Origin of the sequence: Rhabdochromatium marinum (genome assembly GCF_016583795.1) — a bacterium.
GTDB lineage: Bacteria > Pseudomonadota > Gammaproteobacteria > Chromatiales > Chromatiaceae > Rhabdochromatium > Rhabdochromatium marinum.
Genome location: NZ_NRRS01000028.1, coordinates 23,923 through 48,763, shown reverse-complemented (window position 1 = coordinate 48,763; position 24,841 = coordinate 23,923). Strand labels below are relative to the sequence as shown.

Sequence of the window (24,841 nt, the reverse complement as noted above, 5' to 3'; positions counted from 1 at the left end):
TTGAGCAAGTGCTTGAACGCATGCCTTGGCCGGCTTGGCCGGCTCGACGACGACCTCGACCGGCAAAGCGCCCCTACCTGATGCCTGTGGCGGCTTAGCAACAATGGACCAAGGCATGATCAAGGCCCATTTTTTTATTGTTTAAAAACACATCTGATGGGTTAAGCTTAATCGCCAAATTATACTCTTTTATAGAATCACGGTACCGTTCTAACGAAAATAGTAAATTGCCTTTCAGATTGGTGCTTAAAGATTTCTGAGTTGTATCATATTTAAGTTCTATGGTCTATCAGCGTATTGTAAGCCCTCGCCGCTTCGTCCACCCAAATAATAGGATTTAACTAATAACTCTAAAGCATTTATATCGTCCGAGTTGTCAGCCAAATGCTTGAGAAAATATTCAATGGCATCATCGTATTGGTCAGCTATAAAATAAGATGTTGCCAAATCTATATCAGTTGGCTCTACTTCTTCTAGAATTTATCTAGGTTTAGTGGCATTTACATTGTCGCCGCTTTCAACCGTTTGTGGTGTTGTAACGCAACCTAAAATTATGAATGCAAAATATATATCAGATAACCATGCTTTATGGCGTAAATAGGCATAATTTGCTACTCCTATGCTATTGCGATCAGTTAGTTAGGCAGAATGTCGGTCAAGTGTTCTAGACAGAATCTGCCTATTACAGCTTAGTGTAGATTCTGTCTAGCTCTCCAGCTTAAGCTATACTATGCAATTTATACTGGATAAACTCCACACACTCTGACTGTAAAGTTGAAATTAGCACATGCCGGAACCCCAAGCAACAGAAAATACAGTCAAAAGGATCGTTTTTAGGATCGATTCATCGCCAGAGCACGGCAGATAGGCGTCAAAGAGAATGCGCTTCAGTGGCTGGTGCGCCGCGCGGAGGCGTATCTTGTAGCCTTTCCAGACAAGCGTCTGCGGCAACATACGCTTGGGATGTAAATGATTATCTGGAACAGGCAGGCTGGCTAGACAGAATTTTAGACTGGCCATTCGTGCAAATCGTCGATGCTATACAGAATTTGCTGATGACCGCAGAGGCGACGGTGGTTTAGCGGTGACCATCCCTGATGACCATCCTGGATATCAGGGCATGGCCTGGATCATAACAACACGCGCTCAATCCCACCGGCGCGTACCTGCTCGATAAAGCCTTGCTGCCAGCCCTCGCCAAGCTGGCGGCGCGCCAATTCGACGACAATGTAATCAGTTTTCAGCCCTGTTTGGTCACTGAACTTGGCCAACCCTTGTTGACAGGCCGGGCAGGAGGTCAGCAGTTTGGCCTGACCATCGCTCACCCGGGTTTCACCCGTCAGCCGCTTCAGTCCGGCGGCCAGTTCCTCGGCCTTGCGCAGGCGCACTTGGTTGGCGATGTCCGGTCGTGCCGTGCCCAGGGTGCCGGCTTCGCCACAGCAGCGCTCGGAGAGCGTCACCGGCTGGCCCAGCAGTTGGCTGGCTACCGAGATGGGCTGGTACGCCTTCATCGGGGTGTGACAGGGGTCGTGGTAGAGGTACTGGGTGCCATGCTTGGGCGCGAGCGCCACGCCCTGTTCCATCAGATACTCGTGGATGTCGAGCAGGCGGCAGCCGGGGAAGATGCGCTCAAACTGATAACGCATGAGCTGGTCCATGCAGGTGCCGCAGGAGACCAGCACGGTGTGGATGTCGAGATAGTTTAGCGTGTGGGCGACGCGGTGAAAGAGCACCCGGTTTTCCATGGTGATGCGTTGCCCGCGTTGTTCCAGCCCGGCGCCGCGCTGCGGATAGCCGCAGCACAGATAACCCGGCGGCAGGATGACCCGTTCGCCCTGATGGTAGAGCATGGCGAGGGTGGCCAGACCGATATCTGAGAACAGGCGCTCCGAGCCGCAGCCAGGGAAGTAAAAAATCGCCCGCTGGTCGTCATCCTCTTCCTGCCGGGGGTTACGCAGGATGGGAATGCGGGTTTTGTCCTCCAGGTGAAGGATCTCCCGATAGCCCTGTTTGGGCAGCTCGACTCGAATCGGGCGACTGACCAGATGGCGCGCCTGCTCGAGCGCGCGCGGCCGACCGGTGGTGGCGCCCGGTGCCGTGGTGGGCGCTTTGGTCAGCCCCAAGCGCGCGGCAGCGCGGTGGGCGAGGTTCAGACCGGCGAAACCGCCTTGTCCCAGTACGCGGCGCAGTAGCCGCACCAGGCGCGGGTCCTGGGCGTTGAGAAACTGCATGGCGGCCCAGGCGCCTGGATGACTGCGCTTTTTGCCGCGCTCGACCAGCATGCGGCGCAGGCGCATGGTGACATCGCCGAAGTCGATATTGACCGGACAGGGCGGCTGGCAGTGGTGGCAGATGGTGCAATGATCGGCGATATCGTTCATCTCGGCGAAATGCCGCTGGGACAGCCCGCGGCGGGTCTGCTCTTCGTACAAGAACGCTTCAATAATTAGCCCGGTGCCGAGAATCTTGTTGCGCGGGGAATAGGACAGGTTGGCGCGCGGCACATGGGTCATGCACTTAGGCTTGCATTTGCCGCAGCGCAGGCAGTGCTTGACGTCATCGTTGAGCGCGCCAAGCTCGGTTTCCTCCAGAATGATGGCCTCGCGCTCGACCAGGCGCAGCGAGGGGGTATAGGCCAGCTCCAGCCCGCTGCCGGGGAGCAGCTTGCCAGGGTTGAAGCGCCCGTGGGGATCGACGCGGTCTTTGTAGGTGGCGAAGGCGGCCAGCCGCTCGGGCTCCAGGTAGCGCACCTTGGTGAGCCCAATTCCGTGCTCGCCGGAGATGACTCCGCCGAGGTCGGACGCCAGCGCCATGATGCGATCAACAATGCGGTCAGCCTCGTGCAGCATCTCGTAGTTAGAGGAATGCACCGGGATGTTAGTGTGCACATTGCCGTCGCCTGCGTGCATATGCAGGGCGACGAACAGCCGTGCATCGCGAAGCTTGCGGTGAATACCGGCGAGGTGCTCGCGCACCGGCGCGAGTTCCTGGCCGGCAAAGAGCTCATTGAGCCGGTTGGCGACCTCCTTGCGGTAGCTCTGGCGCAGATCGCGGCGCAGTAGCATGGCGAGCAGGGTGTCGTCCGGAGGGGTGTGTGAATCGCGGCTGGGGCGTACCAGGCCGCGTTCTTTCTCGCGCAGCAACTCGGGGTGCGCTGCAGCCGGCTCATCCAGGGCGGCCAGGATGCGTTGCCAGCGACTGCGCGCCTCGCCGACCGCCTCCCGCGCCGCTGCACACTTGGCGGCGAGAATCGCCTGACCCTCAGCCGAGTCCTCGTGATCCAGGGGGGCAGCCTGCGGCATGGGGCCGGACAGATAGTCCAACACGGCGGCCATGATGCGGTCTTTGTTGACGATCGACTGTTCGATATTGATGCGCTCGATAGCGCGGCTGTAATCAGCCAGGCGTTCAAGCGGGATGACCACGTCCTCGTTGATCTTGAAGGCGTTGGTGTGACGCGAGATGGCGGCGGTGCGGGCGCGGTCGAGCCAGAAGCGCCGGCGCGCCTCGGGGCTGGTGGCAACAAAGCTCTCGCCATCGCGGGCTGTCACGCTGTCGCGCACCTGTTCGGCTGCGGCCATCAGCGCCGCCGCGTCATCGGCGATCAGATCGGCGAGCAGCACCATTTTGGGCAGCTCGCGCCGCGCCGCCTTGGTGGAGTAGTTCACCGCGCGGATGTAGCGCTCATCGAGATGCTCGAGTCCCAGGATGAGGACATCTGAGCGGGCATCGATCATGTCCTTGATCTCGACGATGGCCGGCACCGCGCGGTCGAGATCGGCACCGAAGAACTCCAGGCACAGCGTCAGGCTATGCGCCGGCATGCGATGCAGAATAAAGCGCGCCGAGGTGATGATGCCGTCGCAGCCTTCCTTCTGCACCCCAGGCAAATTACACAGTGCCTTGTCGGTGACATCCTTGCCCAGGCCGGCCTTGCGGAAACTGGTACCAGGCACATCGATCAGCTCTGGCTCGCCCAGCGGCGTCTGGCCATCGGTGGCATAGCGCTGAATGCGAAAACGCACCCGCTCGGCATCCTGCAATTTGCCTAGGTTATGCTCCAGGCGCTTGACCTCTAGCCACTGGGCCTCGGGTGTCACCATGCGCCAGGAGGCGAGATTGTCCAGCGCCGTGCCCCAGATGACGGCCTTCTTGCCGCCAGCATTCATGGCCACATTGCCGCCGATGCAAGAGGCGTCCTGGGAGGTCGGATCGACCGCGAATGCCAGGCTCTCGGATTCCGCCCGCTCCGCCACCCGGCGTGTGACCACTCCGGCGCCGCAGTACACCGTAGGCACCGGCTCGGCGACGCCTGGCAGCGCGATGGTCTCAACCGGCGACAGCGCATCGAGCTTTTCGGTGTCGATCACCGCCGTGCGCGCCGACAGCGGCACGCCCGAGCCGGTATAGCCGGTGTTGCCGCCATGGGCGATCAGCGCCAGCTCGCAGTCGATGCAGGCGGCGACGATGGGCGCGACCTCGGCCTCGGCATCCGGGCTGATGACCACGAAGGGCAGCTCCACGCGCCAGTCGGTCGCGTCCGTGGCATGGGCGACCCGCGCCAGCCCGCCGAACTGGAGATTGTCCTTGCGCGTGATACCGGCCAAGCGCTGCTCAATGCGCTGGCGCAGCACCAGATCCTGCTCGAAACCCTCGGCCAAGCGGCGCACCGCCGTGCGCCCGGCTGTGAGCAGCGCGGCGGCTTTTTGGTTGTCGTTCAGACGCTGCTCGAACAAGTCCAGACGTTGTTCCAGCCCTTCGATCAACTGCCGCCGCCGCTTGGCGTTGTGCAGCAGATCGTCTTGCAGATAGGGATTGCGGGTTACCACCCACATGTCGCCGAGCACCTCAAACAACATCTGCGCCGAACGCCCGGTGCGTCGCGAGCCGCGCAGTTCCTCAATCAAGTGCCAGTTCGACTCGCCCAAAAAGCGGATAACGATCTCGCGATCAGAGAAGGAGGTGTAGTTGTAAGGGATCTCGCGGAGGCGATGGACTGGAGAGGGTGGGACACTGGAGGCTGTGGACTGATTCATGCAGAGAGACGGATGGTGGCAAAACAAAGGTGAATTCTAACGCAGCCCGGCGCCACTCCAGCAATGCGATCCGGCAGAAGTTTGCGACACAGGCCCGCGCGCATTAACCTGTCGTGGTGATGGCCATTGCGCGCGCAGCCGAGCGGCCCCTGGCCCCGAGTTAGAACCATCTTGCTGCTTTCAACGATTGCAAAGAACAGGAGCCATATTTGATGCGCATTCACGCTTTAACCCCTGCACTGCTTCCTCTGTTGCTGACCACCGTCCTGGGCGCTGGCCATGCGCTTGCTGAAGAGCCGGCCGCGCCATCGCGTGCCACCCCAACCGAGGCTTTCATGCAGGAGCTTGACAAGAACCAAGACAGCCAGGTGTCCCTGGATGAAGTCAAGGCGCCGCAAGCGGCCCGCTTTGCTGAAACCGATGCCGATGGCAACGGCTCCATTAGCACCGATGAGGCGCGCGCCGCCTTTGCCAAGCAGGTGCCGCCCGAAATGCTAAAACAAATGCGCGAACGCGGCATGCCTGATCCTGGCGACACCTTTATTAAAAACCTCGATACGGATGATGACCAGAGCGTCAGCGAGGAGGAGTTCGTGCAGCCGGCTGTGGAGTCCTTTGGTCGCATGGATGCCAACAGCGATGGCCTGGCGGATGCTGATGAGGTCACCGCTTTCTTTGATGCTATGCAGCAGGAAATGCAGAAGCGCATGGAGGAAATGCAGCGCCAGCATCAGCAGATGACGCCGCCGGCGCAGCAATAGCACGCCTTTTCACACGGCCGCCGCTGTGGCGGTCGCGGCGCGAATCCTGACAGGTTCGTTGCCGCTGTCCACAATTGTCTCTACTGAACTGTTGAGGATTGTCACTATGAGTACCGCATCGCCTGCGGGCCTTCAGAAATACGGCCTGGTTGCCCAGGCCTTTCATTGGTTGGTTGCCCTGTTGTTGCTTGGTTTGTTGATAACCAATGTGCTGCGCAGCAGCGCGGCGGAAGGCTCGGATGCCTTCATGTTTTGGCTGGGGTTGCACATGTCCTTCGGGATTCTGGTCTTTGTGCTGACCTTCGCGCGCATCTTCTGGGCTAAATTCACTCCGCCACCCGAGTTGCTGGATGCACCCCAGTGGTCGGTGCTGGCTGCCAAGGCTGCGCATGTGCTGCTGAACCTCTCCACCCTGGTGATTCCCGTGTTTGGCTATCTGCGTATCGCCTCCAAGGATATTCCAGCCAATTTCTTTGGTCTGCCGGTCCCCTCACTGGTTGGTGAGCAGCCCTGGCTGCACCATGTGATGGAAATTTTCCATGGCACACCGATGGCGATTTATCTGGTTAGCCTGGTGGGGCTGCATATCGCCGCTGCCCTATGGCATCAGTATGTGCGCAAGGATCATGCACTGGAGCGCATGTTGCCCTGGAGTCCGCCTGGGGCCTGAGCGAGCATCCCGGCGCCGCCTTGCTCAGCGGCGCCCTGAACGTTACAGATATCGCCCCATCATGGCACGAAAATCAATCCGCGCACGCAGGCGGCGGCACAGCATGAAGGTACCAACAAACTTGCGATGCAGGAATAAGCTGCTCGGATCCGGCAGTTCACTGAAGGCTCCGGCCAGATAGAGTTCGCGCCCGCGCTGGTAAATGCGCTCAAACAGGTCTGAATGACCAAAATCATAGGGGCCTTGAGTGCGCAGCATTTCACCGGACAGGCGCATGAGTTCGGTCAGGGCTTCGACATTGGCTTGCGGTGCGCTAGGGCTGAGATAGCCGAGATCAAGAATAGCCTGGTGCATAGCGGGAATATCGTCGGCCATGCCGGCGCTGGCAAGGCGGCGGAAGCCGCTGACCAGCCAGGGAGCAATGCGGGCGGTGGCACCAAAATCCAGTAACACAATGCGCCCGGACTCCGGCTGATAAAAATAATTGCCGAAATTCGGGTCGGTCTGCGCCAGTTGAAATTCAAACAGCTCGCGCAGGCTCAGATCGGTCAGTGCGGTGGCGACGCGATCACGTTCCTGGCGGCTGAACCGATGTTCGCTGAGCCGATCAATGGACACGCCTTCGAGATAATCCATGGCCAGAATGCGGCTGGTACTGAGATCGGGATGCACGGCTGGCACGATAAAGGCCGGATCCGCGCCAATCAGTTCGCGATAGGTGGTGAGTGCTGCGGCCTCGGCGCCATAGTCTGCTTCCTGATGCAACTGCCGGCGCGCTTCATCCAGCAGTGGCTGTGGATCGGCGCCTTTGGGCACCATCCCCAGGGTGCGGCCCAGCATGCCCAGGTTGTCGATGTCACTGTCGATGCTTTCGCGCACGCCGGGAAATTGAATTTTAAGGGCCAGCTGACGCCCATCCTGAGTTTCGGCGCGGTGCACCTGCCCGATGGAGGCCGCTGCAATGGGAGTGAAATCGAAGCGCCGAAAGGCTTGGTTCCACTGCGGGCCATATTCGCGCTCCAGCACCTGGGCCAGCTGGCTGAGCGGCATGGGTTCAGCGCGCTCGCGCAGACTGGCCATGATGGCCGCTGCCTCGGGGGTGAATACATCGGCGCCATCCATGGACATCATCTGTCCCATTTTCATCACCGCGCCGCGCATGCGCGCCAAGCGGTCGGTGAAGCGCTGAGTGGCGGCCGGGCTGAGCCGAATGCGTTGGCTGTCGGCGCCACGCGAGCGGGCTAGGTCGAAGAGTCCCCGCGCGCCCAGACCGGCTGCCAGGTCGGTGGTGGCGCGCCCAAGATGCCACAGGCGTTGGAGTCGATGGCTGGGAACGGCGCGGCCGTGGCCTTTGGAGAAGTCATTCATGGTGGGGATTCCTGCAATACAACGTCTAAAGATCAGAGTAATGGTGACCAGTGTGCCCCGTGCCCATCACTGGCGGCCATGACATTCGCCGTTGTGCATCGGTGGGGCAAAACCCCTCCGCTGGCGGTGACTGGTGCTATAGTCCGGGGGTGACAGACCGCCACTTTGCCACTCTGGTGCGGTCGCTGTGGAGACCAACTGTTGAGCAAAGCCCTGTGGACCTCTGATCTCACGCACCTGCTGGATGCCGATTGCAGCGGGCCGGTTGAACTTGCTGACCGCATCTGGTGGGTGGGTCATGTGCTGGTGGATGATCCCTTCCAGTGCCATGTCTATCTGCTGGAGCAGGGCGACCAATCGGTGTTGTTCGATCCCGGCTCGCGCCTGACCTTTCCCGGCACCCTGGCCAAGATTGAGCAGGTGATTGCCTTTACGCAGATTCGCTATTTCGTCTGCCATCATCAGGATCCGGATATTGCCGCCTCGCTGCCGCTGATTGATGAGCTGAATGCGCGCGAGGATGCGCTGATTGTGACCCATTGGCGCGCCCAGGCCCTGTTGCGCCATTACGCACTCCGGATGCCGTTTTGGCTGATCGATCAACACAACTGGCGTTTGCAGCTGGAGGATCGCGCGCTGGAGTTTGTCTTCACCCCCTATGCGCACTTCCCTGGCGCTTTTTGCAGCTTCGACCGGCACACTGGGGTGATGTTTTCCAGCGATCTGTTTGGCGGTTTTACCACGACGCCACAACTGGTGGCGAGAGAAGAGTCGCATATCGAAGCGCTCAAGCCCTTTCATGAGCATTACATGCCGAGCAACGACATTCTCGGCTATGCCATGGCGCAGTTTGAGCAATATCCCATCGAGATTATTGCTCCGCAGCATGGATCCATCATCCCGCGTCCGCTGGTGAGCTTCATGACTGAGCAGCTCAAGCAACTTAATTGCGGCATCTATCTGCTCGGTCAGGACGACAGCGACATTCGCCGCCTGTCGCGGCTCAATGCTACGCTGCGCGCCATTGCCGAAACCATGCTGCTGTATCGGGATTTCCGTGATATTGCCACCCGATTATTGGAACTGGTGCAGCGCAGCCTGCCGGCGGAACGCATTGATTACTATGCCGCCTTACCGGATCAAACCATCCTGGTGCTGAAGCGTGAGAATCGCTTCTCAGGTGGGATCGAAACCCAGTCGCATGATTTTCTCCCTTTCATCGGACAGTCGCGCGACATCTGGATTGAGGCCCATCGGCAGGATAGCGCCTTTGCCGATCATCATCTGTGCAGTGACATCTTTTGTGAGAAATATGCCTCCGATGGGTCCGGATCGCGCCTGGCGATTCCCTTGATTGGTCCCTCGCAACAGCGCATCGATGGCTTTGCCATCATAGAGCTCAGTCAAAGTGTGCCCTTTACCAAGGCGATTGAACAGATCGTCAAACAGCTTGCGGAACCATTGCAGGTAGCGCTGGAGCGTGAGGTGATTTATCGCTCCATTGACCTGGAGCGCGAAAAAGCCTACCAACGCTCGATTCGCGATGCGCTCACCGGCCTGTTCACGCGCTTTTATATGCACGATGTGATGGGGCGCCAGTGTGCGCTGCATGATCGCGACAGCTCGGCTGAATTTGCGGCTGTGATGATTGATATCGACCATTTCAAACGCATTAACGATAGCTACGGTCATGGGGCTGGTGATCAGGTGTTACAGACTGTGGCGGCCATGCTGATCGACTATAGTCGCACCACGGATATTCCCATCCGCTACGGTGGTGAAGAGTTCATCATTTTTATTGTCAGCCAGGGGGTGGAGGAGTCCATGGTTGCAACCAACCGGCTGCGTGACATGATTGAGCGGATGACCATCGATATTGGCACTGAGACGCCGCTGTCGATTACGGCCAGCTTTGGTGTCGCCAATCGACAGCAGGGTGAGAGCCTGGAGCATCTGATCGAGCGCGCCGATGAGGCACTCTATCGGGCCAAAGAAGGAGGACGGAATCGGGTTGAATCTGGGTAAAGACAGCGGGGCTCCTGAGAGCCCCGCTTGGGTTGAGTTGCAATTTATGGTGTGTGGATGACCTTTACCCGGCGGTTCCTTTCATGGCGTAAGGCACCAGTGGCAACAGGCACACAGCTGCCGTCATCCAAAAACCCATACGATTTTTCTTACGCAGTGCTTCATCGCTCATGGCCAGTTCCTCTCGATTACAGTCGGGTTGAGTCATTGGTCGTTTGAGATCGCTGGTGGAGTATCCGCCAGCCTCAGGTACGCAGATTGGTATCCGCAAGTAAACTTCAACAAATACCCGGAAAACTGTGTTCTTTTTCCCCTCAAATCTTAACTCGAAGGACGCCGTGCCATGGCCTCGACGCTACTCGCCCTCATTGATGATATTGCCTCGGTTCTGGATGACGTATCCCTGCTAGCCAAGGTTGCGGCCCGCAAAACCGCCAGCGTTCTGGGCGATGACTTGGCGCTGAACGCCGAGCAGGTCACCGGCGTGCGTGCCGCGCGCGAACTGCCGGTGGTCTGGGCAGTTGCCAAGGGATCCTTGCGCAACAAGGCCATTTTGGTGCCCTCGGCCTTGCTGATCAGTGCCCTGGCGCCCTGGGCCATCATGCCCTTGTTAATGCTGGGTGGTTTATACCTGTGCTTTGAGGGTTTCGAGAAAGTCGCGCATAAATTCTTGCTCGCCGCTGCTGATGATGGCCAGGTGGCGCAACAGGGCGAATTCAGCGCAGCGGTGCGCGAGGCGCAGGCGGCTGATCTCAGTGCGCTTGATCTCAATGCGCTGGAGCAGAACAGAATCCGGGGCGCAATTCGCACCGATTTTATTCTCTCGGCGGAAATTATTGTGATTACCTTGGGCACTGTAGCCGAAGCCGGCTTTCTGACGCAGGTGCTGGTGCTGATCGGTATTGCCATTCTGATGACGGTGGGCGTTTATGGGCTGGTGGCGGCGATCGTCAAGCTTGATGATGGCGGTCTTTTGCTGACCGAGCGTGAAGGTGACACCCTGAGCGCACGGCTGCAACGTCGCTTGGGTTACTTGATCCTGTCTCTGGCGCCCTGGTTGATGAAGTTTCTTTCCGTTGCCGGTACCATTGCCATGTTTTTGGTTGGCGGCGGTATTATTGCCCACGGTCTTCCCGGTGTGCATGAATTCATGCACCATGTCATGCATCTGATCACGCCTTGGTTGATCAATGCCAGCATTGGTTTGCTGGCCGGTGCCCTGGTACTGGCCGGCGTGCATCGCGTTCAGCACTGGCGTGCCCGACAGGAGTCGAACAGTGCCACGCATTGAGGGGTAAGATTCCCGTTCCTGCCCTCTGGACGTATTTTTTTGTCATCACCTCAGGTGCCATACATCAGGAGACCGCCATGACAACTGACTCGGAACACTCGCCAATCGACGAGAGCAAAATTCTGACCTTCCCGCAGGGATTGCCCGGTTTTGAGGATGATCATCGCTTTACCATGTTTCACAGCGAGGGCAGTGACCAAGCTGGCCAGGAGTCGGGCAACAAGCTGTTTTGGCTCGAATCTCTCGACAATCCTGGGGTCGGCTTTACTGTGGTTGATCCCACCCTCTATGGGCTGAACTATGTCATCGACCTGAGCGATGAAGAGCAGGCGCTGTTGCAGTCCAAAGATCCCAGCCAAATCCTGGTGCTGCTGATTCTGGCTAAAAATGACGACAGCAGGCCTGATCAGCCCAAGGTGCACGCTAACATCGCCGGCCCGCTGCTCATTAACATCGAAAACCGCCTGGCCATGCAAAAAGTCCTGGCCCACTCGCGGGTTGAAGTCAATATCGTCGATTCCAAGGTCGCCGGCTAACGCCCGTTCCATCGCCATCAATCATCTGTACCGGCACAGGGAGGTGCCCTGTCGCCATGCCTGTGATGTTCTCTTTTGTGCCAAGAAATTGTCGCCATCGCCTGTCTCGCAAGCTCGCGTTAAGCGGCTCGGGCTTGTTGTTCTGCGCAGTTGCACTCAGTCTGCCCAGTCTCAGCCAGGCAGACGAACAGCCGCCAGCAGTGCCATCCTCTTCTGCCGACCGTCCGCTGCTGGAGCAAGCCGGCCGCCTGCTCGAGCAGTCACAGCAGCAGGGCAGCGAACTGTGGCGCCAGTCGGTTGATGAAGCTGGCGATCTCTGGCAGCGCTCGCGCGCAACCGCCGGTGACTGGTGGCGACGTTCAGCTGATTGGTGGCCACGCGAGGATGCCACGCGCCCACACGAACAACCTGACAACTTTGCGGAACTCTGGTCCGGCGCTCTGCCGCCGCTGGAAGAAACCTTGAGTCTGCAAGAGGTGCAGCGCGACCTGCCTGAACAGGCCTGGTTTGCCCGCGATCAACGCGATGCTGAACAAGAGATTCACCAGCTGCTCGATCAGGCGGTAGCGGCATTGTCGCTGTCGCCACTGCAACATGAGCGTTCACGAATCGCTGAGCTGCATGCGCAGATTGAACAATCACGCGCAGACATCGCCCGCTACCGTCAGGAGCGGGTCGGCGCACCGACGCAATCCCTGGTCAAGCGCACCCGTGAGGACTACGACGCCCTGATTGCCGATGAGCAGCAGGTCATTGAGGATTGTCAGGCGCAACTGCAAGCGATTCAGCGTGATTTCGCCGGGCGTTTGCGCGCCATTGGTCTGGAACTCTCTGATGAGCAGGTCGAATTTCTGCTCGCCACCGTGGTGGGCGACTCCATGATCGACCTGGGGATTGTGTTTGACAATGTCAAAACCATCACCGTCCAACTGGAACGTCTGGTGCGCGAAAGCGGTGAGGATCTGGTCAGTGCCCGGCGCTATTATGGACTTTATGTGGTGCTGCTGCGGGCGCTCAAGCACATGCATCTGGACGTCGAGCAGCGGATTGAGACCGAGTATATCCCGCGCATTGATGACATCCGCGCCCAAGCCCGCGACCTCAGTATTGAGACGCGCCAATTGCTCAAGGCTCAACCGGAACGCGCCCAGGTCTTGCAAGCCAACCTTGAGGCCCAGCGCATGACCATCGCCGCTGCCGAGCGCTATCGCGACTACCTCGCCGAACAGGCGCGTCAGGTGCGCCGCGCGCGCGAAGCCTTGCAACGTGATATCCGCACCGCTTGGAACACCTACGAGACGGTGCGCGTTTCCGGTGAACTGGTCGCCCTGGTGCAATCCAGCCAGCAGTTAATCGATGGCCTGCTGGAGCGCCAAGTGCCACCCCTGCGCCCATTCGAGAACCTGGAAATGAAGCGCGAGTTTGAGAAGCTGACCGATCAGCTCAGAAGTTCTGAAGGCTGAGCGGGGCTAAAGCTCCCGACCGGTTTGAACTGACCTTTAACAACGGGGGAAAGGGACGTTGAGGAGATTGCATGATGCCAAGGACGTAGATCCAAACATCGTGTTCGATCCAGGCGATCGTTTGCTGAGTGAAATCATCGAGGGCAATCCGGTACCGACCTTTGTCATCGACGCAGAACATCGCGTCACCCACTGGAATCGTGCCTGCGAAATTGTGATAGGGGTGTCGGCCGCTGACGTCATCGGCACCTGCGATCAGTGGCGAGCCTTTTATTCCGAGCCGCGACCGGTGATGGCTGATCTTGTGCTTGATGGCGCATTGAATAGAGACTTTGAATACTATTACGGCCATTACAAGCCATCGTCCTTTATTGACGGAGCCTGCGAGGCCGAGAAATTTTTTCCGGATTTTCCCGGTGGCGGACGCTGGCTGTTTTTTACTGCTGCGCCGCTGCGTGGAACCAATGGCGAGATCATTGGCGCTATCGAAACGCTGCAGGATACCACTGAGCGCAAACGTGCTGAGCTGGCGCGAGCTGAGAGCGAGAGGCGCCTGGCCGAGGAGAATTACAAAGCCCTGTTCACTGAGATGATCAACGGCTTTGCCCTCTGCGATCTGGTGTTGGATCAGGACGGGCGACCGGTTGACTTCCGCTTTATCGATGTCAATCCAGCCTTCGAGGGGATGACCGGCCTCAGTGCTGCCAAGATTGCCGGACATTGTGGTGGTGATGTGCTGCCAAAGACCCGAGCCAATTGGGCCAAGCAATTGGGACAGGTCGCCCTCACTGGTGAACCCATGGCGTTTGAGGGTCACAGTGAAGATCTGGGAAAATGCTTTGAGGTGCGGGCTTTTCGCCATTCCTCGGGTCAGGTGGCGGCGACGTTTCAGGATATCTCCGGGCGCAAGCAGGCGGAACTGCGCCTGCAAATGCTAGCAAGTGTTTTTGAAAACACTCAAGAAGGGATTGTCATCACGGATCCCGATACCCGTATCTTGGAAGTGAATGATGCCTTTGTGCATATCACGGGTTATGCGCGCGAGGAACTCATCGGTCAAACCCCGAGAATACTTAAATCTGGTCGTCACAATCTGGAATTCTACACTACTATGTGGATGACCTTGCTGGAAGAGGGCTTCTGGCGGGGCGAGATTTGGAACCGGCGCAAAAGTGGTGAAGTTTTTCCCGAGCAGCTGACGATTTCGACGGTGCTTGATGAGCATGGACGTCCATTGCATTTTGTCGCCGTGGTTGTGGATATCACCGCGATCAAACGGCATGAGGCTGAACTGGATCGCATTGCGCACTATGATCCCCTCACTGGTTTGCCCAACCGCGTGCTGTTGAATGACCGGATGCAGCAGGCCATGATGCGGTCACAGCGCGACGGTAACCTCCTGGCCGTCTGCTTCCTTGATGTCGATGGCTTTAAGCCGGTCAATGATACCTACGGGCATGAAGCCGGCGACTATCTGTTGATTGAACTTGCGGATCGCTTTAACGAAGTGCTTCGCAAGCATGAAACTGCGGCTCGGCTTGGCGGTGATGAGTTCATCATCCTGTTGGCCGATTTGAAAGATCAAGCTCATTGCATTCAGGCACTGGAACGAATTCAGGGAGCTATCAAGCGGCCATTTGCGATTAAAGGTCAGGTGCTATCGATAACGGCCAGTGTCGGTGTCAGTATGTATCCAATGCAGGCAACAGACTCCGATACCCTGATTCGCGAAGCCGATCAGGCCATGTACAGGGCGAAACAACAGGGCAAGAATACCCATTGCTTCTATGAGGATACCCAGGATGCTGGTGTAATCGAGCGGCAACGCATGATCGATCGCGTCATTGTTGGCATCGCGGCTGGAGAACTGGTGTTGCATTATCAACCCAGAGTTAATATGCGCAGCGGTCATGTCATTGGGGTCGAAGCTCTGATTCGCTGGCATCATCCCGAGCGCGGTATGCTGCCACCGGATACCTTCATACCCATTCTTGAAGATTCCGATGCCATTATCACCCTGGGGGAATGGGTGATTCTGGAAGCCCTGCGTCAGCTTCAGCGATGGGAACAGCAAGGTTTACAGCTAGCCGTGAGTATTAACATCGCCGCACGCCATCTACAGAGTTCGGAGTTTGTCGCACGTCTTGAAGAGTATCTGCGTCAGGCTGGACGCCTGCATCGCGGTGGTCTCGAGATCGAGTTGACCGAAACCAGCGCCATCAAGGATTTAAGGCGCATTAAAAGTTTAATCGAAGCCTGTCGTGCCCTGGGGGTTGAGTGCGCACTCGATGATTTTGGGACTGGCTATTCGTCCCTGACTTACCTGAAGCTGTTACCCGTGCAGACCCTCAAAATAGATAAATCCTTTGTGCTCGATATGTCACAGGATACAGAAAATTATGCCATTGTTTCAGGTGTGATCGGTCTCGCGCGTGCATTTGGAATGACAGTGATTGCCGAAGGTGTCGAGACAACAAAGCACGGTGTAATACTGCTAGGCTTGGGGTGCGAGCTGGGCCAGGGTTTTGGTATCGCTCCGCCTATGAGCGCCGAACGTGTGCCCGGTTGGGTGCGTCAATGGAAAGCTGATCCAGCTTGGGCCATAGCCGCCTTTGGCGGCTAAACCGCGTCTCAAAATGGCGCTTCTCGAACAAGACGCGGTTTAGAACAACTCGTCAATGACGCGCGGTGCGCTTCTGCTTGATGAGCGGCCGTCTGAAGCACTGCCTCGGCGTGGTGCGGCAACCGGCTTGGGACCACCCAGTTTGTTCTGATACTCCACGCGCACGGTTTCGGTGCCGCCCCCGGACAGTGCCACCTCTACCATGCCTTGCGGACGCTTGATGGTGGCAACAGGAATGTCGGCCAGAGCTTCGCGCATAAAATCAACCCAGACTCCAAGTGCGGCCGTGCCCCCCCATTCACCATTGCCCAAGGGGCGGTTGTCATCCATGCCCATCCATACCACGGTGGTCAGTTCCGGCTGATAGCCGGCAAACCAGGAGTCGCGGGAATCATTGGTGGTGCCGGTTTTGCCACCGATATCGGTGCGTTCCAGCACTCGCGCGCGGGTCGCGGTGCCCGAAGTCACCACGTCTTTGAGGATGGAGTCGATGTTATAGGCAATGCGCGGATCCACCACCAGAGGCGCGCTGGGGGCCGCAGAGGCGCCATCGGGTTGCACCCGCGCGCTGCCATCCTGCGGCGGCTCCAGCCAGCATTCCAGGCAGGCACGCGGGGCCTTGGCATTGAAATGTACCCGGCCATGCACGTCTTCGATGCGCGCAATCAGATAGGGCTCCACCTTATAGCCGCCATTGGCAAAGACACTGAATCCAGTGGCCATTTCCAGCGGTGAGGCAGCCCCGGAGCCCAGGGCCATGACGATGTTGTCGGGCATGGCGTCGAGTGGAAAACCGAAGCGCTGAATGTAATTCCGCGCCGGTTCGACGCCCATGGTGTTGATTAGATCAATTACCGCCAGGTTGCGCGAACGGGCTAAGGCCTGTCGAATGCGCAGAGCCCCCAGAAACTTGCCATCGGCATTTTGCGGTCGCCACATGCCACGTGCGCCCATCATCTCAAACGGCTGGTCACGCACATAGCTGGCCGGCGTCCAGCCTTGAGCAAAGGCCGCCGCATAGACAAAGGGCTTGAAGCTCGACCCGGGCTGGCGCTTGGTATCGACCGCACGATTGAACTTGCTCCATTTGAAGGCATAGCCGCCCGACAGCGCCCGCACCGCACCATCCCAGGGGGACATGGCCACCAGGGCACCGCCGACCAGGGGAACCTGAGCCAGTTCCCAGTCGCCAGCGTCGTTCTGGTGCAGGCGGATGACATCGCCGACCGCCACCGCGTCGCTGACCCGTCGTGGTCGCGGCCCGCGCCAGTTCTCGGTCTTGTACCGCCGCGCCCAGGCCACTTGCGCAAGCGTGAGCGAGCGCGTCTGACCGTCGCCCAAATAAACTTCTGCCTGCTTGGCATCGACATGGGTCACCACGCCGACGGGCAGGCCGGGAACCCGGGGGCGCTTGCGCAGGTGCGCATCGAGCGTGGCCCAGCGTGCGCGGTCGGCGGCCGCAATCCGGGCTTCCGGGCCGTGATAGCCGTGGCGCCGGTTGTAGGCCATCAGGCCTTTGCGCAGTGCGGCATCGGCCGCCTGCTGCAAGGGTTCATCAACGGTGGTGTAAACCTTGAGACCGAGTGAATAGGCGTCTTGCTGGCCGAAGGTCTCAACCACCTCCTGACGCACCATTTCGGCGATATAGTTCGCTTCGAACTCGATCTCCGGGCGGTAATAGGTGGCGGTGAGCGGTTCGGCCAGCGCCTGACGATAGCGGGATGCAGTGATCAGTCCCAGCTCGCGCATGCGCCCAAGGATGTAGTTGCGCCGTTTCAGTGCGCGGGGTGGGTTGCTCAGCGGATTATTGGCCGAGGGTGCCTTGGGCAAGCCGGCCAGCATGGCCATCTGTGCCAGGGTGAGTTCATCGAGCGACTTACGATAATAAAACTCTGCCGCTGCCGAGATGCCATAGGCGCGGTGGCCGAAAAAGATTTTGTTCAGGTAGAGCTCAAGAATTTCTTCCTTGGTCAGTGCCTTTTCAATCTGCATTGCCAGCAGCAGCTCGGCCAGTTTGCGGCGGATGGTCTTATCGCGCGACAGGTAGAAGTTGCGGGCCACTTGCATGGTGATGGTGCTGCCGCCCTGGGTCATGGTGCCGGTACGCGCCACATGCATGGCGGCGCGCATGAGTCCGATGACATCCACCCCGACATGGGCAAAAAAGCGCGCATCCTCGGTGGCAATGAAGGCGTTGATCAGGTTGGGCGGCAGATCGCTGAAAGCGATGGCCCGGCGGCGCTGGATGCCAAATTCCGCCATCAGTGACCCTTGGGCCGAATAGACCCGCAGGGGTTCCTCGAAGTTGATGTCGGTCAGCCCCTCAATATCTGGCAGCTCCGGCAAGGTCACATAGACCACCACCGAGGCGCCCAGCAGGCCCAGCACCGCCAGGTCGAGCGGGATGGCGGCCACGCCGGCGAGCATGCGCCCGAACCAGTCCAGCACCTGCACGACGGGATGCGGTCCCGGTTTGGATGTGGATTTTGTCTTGGGCGGTGACGACTGGCTCGGGTCATTGCCGGTGGCACCCGCCCAATGGGGCGCCGGACGTTGGGGCGGACGCTTGCGCGTGCGCGTACCGGAAGACTGAGGTTGATCCTTGCTAGCCACCAAACACCCAAATCAAGTAAGAAAACAATCAGACCTCAGAAAAGCGTGTAACGCTGCCCCAGCGGAACGCTCGCCAGCAGCTCAGAGGCCATGGGGGCGCCATCGGCATACAGCTGCGCGCTGTGCGCATCGACCTCAATCGCCGGCTGCCAGAAATTGTGGATCATATCGACCTTGCGCACCTGGCGAACATCGCGTGCCACACCAATGCGGCGCGTTAGGTCAAGGCGCTGTGGCTCACCGGCCTGAAAGGCCCATTGCGAGACGAAGGTCATGCAAGTCTGGCGCGTGGCACCACCAGTGACGCCAAACATGGGCGCCATCTGAACCGGCTGTGCATCGGGTACTGCGGCTGCCTGATCACCCATGGGCGCAGCGGCGATGAGCCCGCCCTTGAGCACCAGGCTTGGACGCACGCCAAAGAAGGCCGGTCGCCACAGCACCAGGTCGGCTAGTTTGCCTACCTCAATGGAGCCCACCTCGTGCGCAATGCCGTGGTTGATGGCCGGATTGATGCTGTATTTGGCAATGTAGCGCTTAATGCGGTAGTTATCATTGTCCTCGCGGTCGATATTGGCGCCGAAGGGCGGCGGCGCCAGGTGGCCACGGCTGACCTTCATGTGGTGCGCCACTTGCCAGGTGCGACGGATCAACTCGGCAGATCGCCCACCCGAGGCCATCAGGCTGAGGCCACCGAGATCGTGCAAGACTTCCAGCACGCCAGCGCGAGCCGCTTGGGCTGGGTTCGACGTACCGGCTGTCAGGGTGGAGACGGGCAGGGCATTGGCCAAGCTCAGCGCCCGCAGGGCTTGCTCGGCTCCGCTGTCCTCGGTGTCGGCGTGCAGGGTACTGACACAGAGATCACCGACTGCAGCGATCAGTTCCGGGATGTCAGCAGCCTCATTGCGGGGGTCGAACTGCAGCGACAACTGCACATCCATTTTTTCCGCGATGTCAATCGAGTGTCGGATGTTGGTTGGCGCGCAGCCCCACACCGGGTGCAGTTTCAGCCCCATGGCGCCGGTGCGCACCTGCTCCTCGAGCGGATTGGGTAGGCTGCTGTTGCCCTTGGCCAGCAAGCCGACATTCACTGGCAGCCCCTCGGCGGCTTGCAGCATACGGCGAATATTCCACGGACCTGGCGTGCTGGCGGCGGCCAGGGTGCCGCTGCTCGGGCCGGTGCCGCCCCCGATCAGGGTGGTCACACCGGCCATGAGCGCCGCCGTTGCCTGGTTGGGAGCGACGAAATGCGCCATGGCATCCACGGCTCCGGCGGTCAGAATCAAGCCTTCGGCAGCGATGATTTCAGTTGCCGGGCCGATGAAGACATCCGCTCCGGTCTGGGTGTTCGGATTGCCGGCTTTGCCGATCATCGCAATCCGCCCGTTTTTGATGCCAATGTCGGCCTTGATTACACCCCAGAAGTCGAGCACCAGGGCATTGGTGATCACGGTGTCCATGACTTCATCGGCCTGACGCTGGCATTGCGCCATGCCATCACGAATCGATCCGCCGCGCCCGAAGCGGGCTTCCTCGCCATAGCGGGTCAGATCTTCTTCAATCTCGGCAAACAGGGCGGTATCGCCCAAACGCACCTTATCCCCAATGGTGGGGCCATAGAGTGCGGCATACTCGGCTCGGCTGATCGTGCTCATGTCGCGGGTTCCTCGGCTGGTGGCGGATCAATGGGGCCCATGACCTCACCGCGAAAGCCATACAGCTCGCGCGTGCCGGCATAGGGCAGCAAATCCAGCATGTAGCGCTGCCCAGGCTCAAGACGTCGGCTGGTCCCAGACGGGATCGCCAGCCGATAGCCGCGTGTGGCTTCGCGATTGAATTCCAGGGCCGGGTTGGCCTCGAAGACATGATAATGCGACCCCAGCTCAATGGGATGCTCGCCGTTATTGGCCGCCTCAACGGTCAGCACTGGGCACCCGGCATTGAGTTCAAGGTCGCCCGCAGCCAGAAGAATTTCACCAGGAATCATGTGTCGCCTCTCTCTGCATCGGAGCTGATCGGATGTGGCACGCAAATCAGGCGCACCCCATCGGGAAAGCTGGCCTCGACCTTGACCTCGGTCAGCATCTCAGCGACGCCTTCCATGACCTCCGTCGGGCGCAGCACTGCGCGGCTGGCGCGCATGACCGCTTCGGGGGCTTGTCCATCCCGGGCGCCTTCCAGAATGGCACAACTGATCAGGGCGACAGCTTCGGGATAATTGAGTTTCAGACCGCGCGCCTTGCGCCGCTCGGCTAACAGGCCGGCGGTAAACAACAGCAGTTTATCTTTGTCCTGCGGTGTCAGATCCATAGCTCGGCTCCTTGTGGGGGGGGAGGATTGGGCATCGGTCGCGACAGCCGCGACGCCTTTGGGTTAGTCTTTAGAGTTCAATTCATGCGCATGGGAGCAGCCAATCGTGTCCATCGACAAGCAATTCGACACTATTATCATCGGCGCCGGCCCGGCTGGCGAGGGCGCCGCCATGAAACTGGCCAAGGCCGGGCAGCGCGTGGCTGTCGTCGATGCCCAGGCACGGGTTGGCGGTGGCTGTACGCACTGGGGTACCATCCCCAGCAAGGCGCTACGCCATTCGATCCAGATGTTGGCGGATTATCGCCGCAATCCGCTGTTCGCGCATAGCAGCGGATTCATTGACGCCGATCTCCCGCAGCTGCTAAGGGCTGCGGATACGGTTATCGCTGATCAGGTACGCACTCGCAACCGCTTCTATCAGCGCAACCGGGTCAGTATCCTCTATGGTTGGGCGAGCTTTGTCGACCCGCACCGCATCGAAGTGCGCCGCCCCGATGGTGCCATTGATCAACTCACCGCCGCGACCTTCGTCATCGCTACTGGCTCGCGTCCCTACCATCCGCCCGATGTTGATTTTTCCAATCCTAGGATACTGGACAGCGACTCCATCCTAAAGCTCGGGCATACGCCGCGCTCGGTCACCATCTATGGGGCCGGGGTGATTGGCTGCGAATATGCCTCTATCATGAGCTATTTGAACGTGAAAGTGAATCTGGTCAATACCCGCGACCGCCTGCTGTCATCCCTGGATGACGAAATCACCGATGCGCTCGGCTATCACCTGCGCGATCAGGGCGTGGTGATTCGCCATGATGAAAGCTACGATCAGGTCGAGCCGGACCAGGATGGTGTGGTGCTGCACTGTCATTCTGGCAAAAAACTCAAAACCGAAGTGCTGCTGTGGGCCAATGGCCGCACCGGCAATACGGAGCGATTGGGCCTGGAAGCCATCGACATCACCCCCAACACACGTGGTCAGCTGGAAGTCAACGAGAGCTACCAGACCGCTCAGTCGCACATCTATGCCGCCGGCGATGTGGTCGGCCCACCCGCCCTGGCCAGCGCCAGCTACGACCAGGGCCGTTTTGTTGGCACCCATATCGCTGACGGACGCTGCGACTGGTCGCTGATTGACGAATTTCCCACCGGTATTTATACGGTTCCTGAGATTAGCTCCGTTGGGCGCACCGAACGCCAGCTCACCGCCAGCCAAATTCCTTACGAAGTCGGGCAGGCCGCCTTCAAAAGCATCGCTCGCGCCCAGATCACCGGCCATACGGTTGGTATGCTTAAGCTGCTGTTTCACCGCGACACCCTGGAAATTCTTGGCATCCACTGCTTCGGCGAACAGGCCTCCGAGATTATTCACATCGGCCAGGCCATTATGTCCCAGCCCGGCCGCGCTAACAGCATTGAGTATTTCGCTCATACCACCTTCAACTATCCCACCATGGCCGAAGCCTACCGGGTGGCCGCACTCAATGGGTTGAATCGCTTGTTCTAATTGGATGCCTGAAGTGGCAACTCAGCGCTGGCCGGGTCAGTGGGTGGCATGGATGCCTGAATCTGCCGGGGCCAGGCCTCAAGCGCGTCAAGGCATTGCTGTTTGCGCGCATCCGTATCCGACTCGGCGCGTAAGTCTGCAATGCACTGCTGGTAGCGCGGTAGTGTCAGCACACGGTCATGCGCTGTATCGTGCAGCCGCGTCAGGCGCCAGTGATCCCATGCTTGACGTTCGTGCGCAGTCAAGGTTTCCGGCCAGTTGCGCGCTCGGTAACGAAACAGCAGAACCGGCAGACGTGGATCCTTAAAAGCCAGATGCGCCTGTGCCAACTGCTGGGGCGACAAGTCGCGTACCTGGGCGATCAATGGCTGGTCAGCGGGGGCGAAAAAACCACGGTACAGTGCTTCGTCCGGGTCTGGTGCCGGGCCGTCAGCCGGTTGATCAAAGGCTGCACGCACGGCATGTTCGACTGCGGCCACTTTGTTGGGATGCGCAAGAAATTGTCGCCAGTGCTGCTCGACCTGCGTGCGGTCAATGGCCCAGCGTTCGGCAGCTTCATCCGACAAGGTTGGCATGGGGGCCACCATGGGTACAGCGTTCAGGCGCAGCTTTTTGATGGGCAGCCGGCGCACGCCCGAGGGCAAATCCTCGGCGCGGGTAAACACGCGGGTGCGGATAGCCGCCACATCCTCTGACAGCTCAAACAGTTCGGTTGGATCCTCGCGCAAGTCCCATACGATCATGCCATGGCGATCTGTCGGGCTCGGGGGAGCGACCACCATGACCGGCGCGATACAGCCACGCCCGGCCGGGTACTTGGAGGAAACATGCAGCACCGGCTGTCCCGACGCCAGCTGCTCGCGTACCCGGTCCTTATCGCGCAGCCCCAGTGCATAGTGAAACAAGCGTGGCTGGGCAGCGCGCAAGCGACGCGCCAGGGCCAGCGTGGCCCGGACATCCGCCAAGGCATCATGCGCGCCCTGATGGGGAATGTCGTTGGCGGCGGTCAGGCGCTCGAGCTTGAAGCTGGTGTTCCCGTGATCACCCTGGGGCCATTCAAGGCCTTGCGGTCGCAGCGCATGCGCCATGCGCAGCACATCGATTAAATCCCAGCGCGAGCACTGGTCGCGCCAGCTATGCGCATAGGGGTCGAGAAAATTGCGATAGAACAGGAAACGGGAGACTTCCTCGTCGAAGCGCAGGCTGTTGTAGCCAACCGAGCAAGTAGCGGGACGGGCGAGCTGCTGCTGAATTTCGGCGGCAAAGACCGCTTCACGGACGCCCTGCTGTTTGGCGTGCTGCGGCGTGATGCCAGTGATCAGACAAGCGGCGGGAGAGGGGAGAAAATCGTCCGCCGGTTGGCAGTAGCGCACCAAAGGCGGTTCGGTGGAAATCTCATTGAGTTCAGTGTCGGTGCGCAGCCCGGCGAACTGACAGGGGCGATCGCGCCTGGGGTCGGAACCCCAGGTTTCATAGTCATACCAGTAGAAGCTGGGCGACAAGATCGGGTGTGGCGGTCAGACCTTCTCTTTGATACGCGCCGATTTGCCGGAGCGCTCCCGCAGGTAGTAGAGCTTGGCGCGGCGTACATCACCGCGACGCTTGACGTCGATATTGGCGATGGCAGGGCTGTAGGTCTGGAAGACCCGCTCGACGCCTTCGCCGTGCGACACCTTGCGCAGGGTAAAGGCCGAGTTCAGGCCACGGTTGCGCTTGGCGATGCAAACACCCTCAAAGGCCTGCAAGCGTTCGCGGTTGCCCTCGGTGACCTTCACCTGGACCACTACGGTGTCACCCGGTGCAAACGGTGGCACTTCGCGGGTCATTTGCTCGCGCTCAAGCTCAAGAATCACGTTACTCATGGATCGATCTCTCCTGAATCCGGCGCGGCGCCCGGCCGAGCCTGAATAAAATCACGCAGCAATTGCTGCTCCTGTTTATCTAATGGGTTCTCTAATGTCGTTCGCGCCAGCAAGTCCGGGCGCCGCAGCCAAGTACGTCCCAGCGCCTGCTGATGGCGCCAGCGTGCAATGGCCCCGTGATCGCCGCTGAGCAAGACCTCCGGCACCCGTTGACCGTTGATGACTTCCGGCCGACTGAAGTGCGGACAGTCAAGCAGGCCGCTCATGTGCGAATCCTCGCACGCCGAGCGTGCATGCCCCAAAGCGCCGGGCAGCAGGCGGATGATGGCATCCATGACCACCATGGCCGGCAGCTCGCCACCGCTGAGCACATAATCACCAATCGACCATTCCTGATCGACGTACTGTTCGAGCACACGCTCGTCAATGCCTTCATAACGCCCGGCGAGCAGAATCCAGCCTGGTGCCTGAGCCAGCGCGTTGATGGCCGCCTGATCCAAAGGTTGGCCCTGTGGCGACAGATACGCCACCTGAGCCTGAGGCGCGGCGGCACGAGCAGCTGCAATGGCGGCCGCCAGCGGCTCAAACAGCATTACCATCCCGGGGCCGCCGCCATAGGGGCGGTCATCCACCCTGCGGTGCGGATCCGAGGCGTAATCGCGCGGATTCCACAGATGCAGTTCGGCGATGCCGCGATTCAGTGCCCGTGCAACGACGCCCTCGTCAGATAAAATACGAAACTGCTGCGGAAACAGCGTAATAACATCAAAACGCAC

The 24,841-nt window shown here is 59.4% G+C and carries 18 protein-coding genes; 8 read left to right on the top strand and 10 right to left on the bottom strand.

Annotated features, from left to right (window positions below; translation table 11 throughout):
* Positions 1-780: 780 nt before the first annotated feature.
* Positions 781-1,020: a hypothetical protein gene (locus CKO36_RS10065; protein WP_200283928.1), complete on the bottom strand. Its 240-nt coding sequence runs from the start codon at positions 1,018-1,020 to the stop codon at positions 781-783.
* 110 nt (positions 1,021-1,130) lie between these two features.
* Positions 1,131-5,036: a DUF3683 domain-containing protein gene (locus tag CKO36_RS10060; RefSeq protein WP_200283927.1), complete on the bottom strand. Its 3,906-nt coding sequence runs from the start codon at positions 5,034-5,036 to the stop codon at positions 1,131-1,133.
* Between the two features lie 212 nt (positions 5,037-5,248).
* Here CKO36_RS10060 and CKO36_RS10055 point away from each other — a divergent pair, with 212 nt between their 5' ends.
* Together CKO36_RS10055 and CKO36_RS10050 are read left to right on the top strand one after the other, a co-directional pair.
* Positions 5,249-5,797, top strand: a complete 549-nt coding sequence (locus tag CKO36_RS10055; protein WP_200283926.1) for an EF-hand domain-containing protein — start codon at positions 5,249-5,251, stop codon at positions 5,795-5,797.
* A 106-nt stretch (positions 5,798-5,903) separates the two neighbouring features.
* A complete protein-coding gene (locus CKO36_RS10050; RefSeq protein WP_200283925.1) occupies positions 5,904-6,467 on the top strand; it encodes a cytochrome b in 564 nt (187 codons plus the stop codon).
* A gap of 42 nt (positions 6,468-6,509) precedes the next feature.
* Here the strand turns inward: CKO36_RS10050 and CKO36_RS10045 are convergent, their stop codons facing one another.
* Positions 6,510-7,835, bottom strand: coding sequence for an ABC1 kinase family protein (locus CKO36_RS10045; protein ID WP_200283924.1), 1,326 nt, complete (start codon positions 7,833-7,835; stop codon positions 6,510-6,512).
* A 201-nt stretch (positions 7,836-8,036) separates the two neighbouring features.
* On the opposite strand from CKO36_RS10045, the gene CKO36_RS10040 reads away from it, so the two are divergent.
* The 5 genes from CKO36_RS10040 (at position 8,037) to CKO36_RS10020 (ending at position 15,773) form a co-directional block, all read left to right on the top strand.
* Positions 8,037-9,860 (top strand): oxygen-binding di-iron domain-containing protein, encoded by a 1,824-nt coding sequence (locus tag CKO36_RS10040; protein WP_242469510.1) that lies wholly within the window; start codon positions 8,037-8,039, stop codon positions 9,858-9,860.
* A gap of 343 nt (positions 9,861-10,203) precedes the next feature.
* Positions 10,204-11,151 carry a DUF808 domain-containing protein gene (locus CKO36_RS10035; protein ID WP_200283923.1) on the top strand — a complete coding sequence of 316 codons (948 nt, stop codon included), beginning with the start codon at positions 10,204-10,206 and terminating at the stop codon, positions 11,149-11,151.
* A 77-nt stretch (positions 11,152-11,228) separates the two neighbouring features.
* Complete coding sequence (fliW, locus tag CKO36_RS10030; protein ID WP_200283922.1) at positions 11,229-11,687, top strand: flagellar assembly protein FliW; 459 nt, start codon at positions 11,229-11,231, stop codon at positions 11,685-11,687.
* A 134-nt stretch (positions 11,688-11,821) separates the two neighbouring features.
* A complete protein-coding gene (locus tag CKO36_RS10025; RefSeq protein WP_200283921.1) occupies positions 11,822-13,150 on the top strand; it encodes a hypothetical protein in 1,329 nt (442 codons plus the stop codon).
* 100 nt (positions 13,151-13,250) lie between these two features.
* On the top strand, positions 13,251-15,773 hold the full coding sequence (locus CKO36_RS10020; protein WP_200283920.1) for an EAL domain-containing protein: 2,523 nt from the start codon (positions 13,251-13,253) through the stop codon (positions 15,771-15,773).
* A gap of 39 nt (positions 15,774-15,812) precedes the next feature.
* On the opposite strand, the gene CKO36_RS10015 is transcribed toward CKO36_RS10020, so the two are convergent.
* Genes CKO36_RS10015 through ureA form a run of 4 tightly spaced genes read right to left on the bottom strand, consistent with a single transcriptional unit; the run spans position 15,813 to position 20,696 of the window.
* Positions 15,813-18,386 carry a penicillin-binding protein 1A gene (locus tag CKO36_RS10015; protein ID WP_338053452.1) on the bottom strand — a complete coding sequence of 858 codons (2,574 nt, stop codon included), beginning with the start codon at positions 18,384-18,386 and terminating at the stop codon, positions 15,813-15,815.
* A 35-nt stretch (positions 18,387-18,421) separates the two neighbouring features.
* Positions 18,422-20,041 (bottom strand): urease subunit alpha, encoded by a 1,620-nt coding sequence (locus CKO36_RS10010; RefSeq protein ID WP_200283919.1) that lies wholly within the window; start codon positions 20,039-20,041, stop codon positions 18,422-18,424.
* The gene (gene ureB, locus CKO36_RS10005; RefSeq protein WP_200283918.1) at positions 20,038-20,373 is read right to left on the bottom strand and encodes an urease subunit beta; all 336 of its coding nucleotides are present in this window, start codon (positions 20,371-20,373) and stop codon (positions 20,038-20,040) included. Before ureB ends, CKO36_RS10010 begins: the two co-directional genes overlap by 4 nt.
* Complete coding sequence (gene ureA / locus CKO36_RS10000) at positions 20,370-20,696, bottom strand: urease subunit gamma (RefSeq protein WP_200283917.1); 327 nt, start codon at positions 20,694-20,696, stop codon at positions 20,370-20,372. The genes ureB and ureA overlap by 4 nt, the downstream gene beginning before the upstream one ends.
* Positions 20,697-20,802: 106 nt before the next feature.
* Here ureA and sthA point away from each other — a divergent pair, with 106 nt between their 5' ends.
* On the top strand, positions 20,803-22,203 hold the full coding sequence (gene sthA / locus CKO36_RS09995) for a Si-specific NAD(P)(+) transhydrogenase (protein ID WP_338053451.1): 1,401 nt from the start codon (positions 20,803-20,805) through the stop codon (positions 22,201-22,203).
* Here the strand turns inward: sthA and sbcB are convergent.
* Genes sbcB through trmD form a run of 3 tightly spaced genes read right to left on the bottom strand, consistent with a single transcriptional unit; the run spans position 22,200 to position 24,841 of the window.
* Positions 22,200-23,705: an exodeoxyribonuclease I gene (gene sbcB, locus CKO36_RS09990; protein ID WP_200283916.1), complete on the bottom strand. Its 1,506-nt coding sequence runs from the start codon at positions 23,703-23,705 to the stop codon at positions 22,200-22,202. The two genes, sthA and sbcB, sit on opposite strands and share 4 nt — an antisense overlap.
* A gap of 15 nt (positions 23,706-23,720) precedes the next feature.
* A complete protein-coding gene (gene rplS / locus CKO36_RS09985; RefSeq protein ID WP_200283915.1) occupies positions 23,721-24,065 on the bottom strand; it encodes a 50S ribosomal protein L19 in 345 nt (114 codons plus the stop codon).
* A complete protein-coding gene (gene trmD / locus CKO36_RS09980) occupies positions 24,062-24,841 on the bottom strand; it encodes a tRNA (guanosine(37)-N1)-methyltransferase TrmD (protein ID WP_200283914.1) in 780 nt (259 codons plus the stop codon). The genes rplS and trmD overlap by 4 nt, the downstream gene beginning before the upstream one ends.

What these genes read in the sequence shown, in the direction of transcription:
- CKO36_RS10060 (WP_200283927.1), bottom strand. Translation starts at nt 5,036, where the DNA reads ATGAATCAGTCCACAGCCTCCAGTGTCCCACCCTCTCCAGTCCATCGC.
- CKO36_RS10055 (WP_200283926.1), top strand. Translation starts at nt 5,249, where the DNA reads ATGCGCATTCACGCTTTAACCCCTGCACTGCTTCCTCTGTTGCTGACC.
- ureA (WP_200283917.1), bottom strand. Translation starts at nt 20,696, where the DNA reads ATGGATCTGACACCGCAGGACAAAGATAAACTGCTGTTGTTTACCGCC.
- CKO36_RS10010 (WP_200283919.1), bottom strand. Translation starts at nt 20,041, where the DNA reads ATGAGCACGATCAGCCGAGCCGAGTATGCCGCACTCTATGGCCCCACC.
- ureB (WP_200283918.1), bottom strand. Translation starts at nt 20,373, where the DNA reads ATGATTCCTGGTGAAATTCTTCTGGCTGCGGGCGACCTTGAACTCAAT.
- rplS (WP_200283915.1), bottom strand. Translation starts at nt 24,065, where the DNA reads ATGAGTAACGTGATTCTTGAGCTTGAGCGCGAGCAAATGACCCGCGAA.
- fliW (WP_200283922.1), top strand. Translation starts at nt 11,229, where the DNA reads ATGACAACTGACTCGGAACACTCGCCAATCGACGAGAGCAAAATTCTG.
- CKO36_RS10035 (WP_200283923.1), top strand. Translation starts at nt 10,204, where the DNA reads ATGGCCTCGACGCTACTCGCCCTCATTGATGATATTGCCTCGGTTCTG.
- CKO36_RS10065 (WP_200283928.1), bottom strand. Translation starts at nt 1,020, where the DNA reads ATGGCCAGTCTAAAATTCTGTCTAGCCAGCCTGCCTGTTCCAGATAAT.
- CKO36_RS10050 (WP_200283925.1), top strand. Translation starts at nt 5,904, where the DNA reads ATGAGTACCGCATCGCCTGCGGGCCTTCAGAAATACGGCCTGGTTGCC.
- CKO36_RS10045 (WP_200283924.1), bottom strand. Translation starts at nt 7,835, where the DNA reads ATGAATGACTTCTCCAAAGGCCACGGCCGCGCCGTTCCCAGCCATCGA.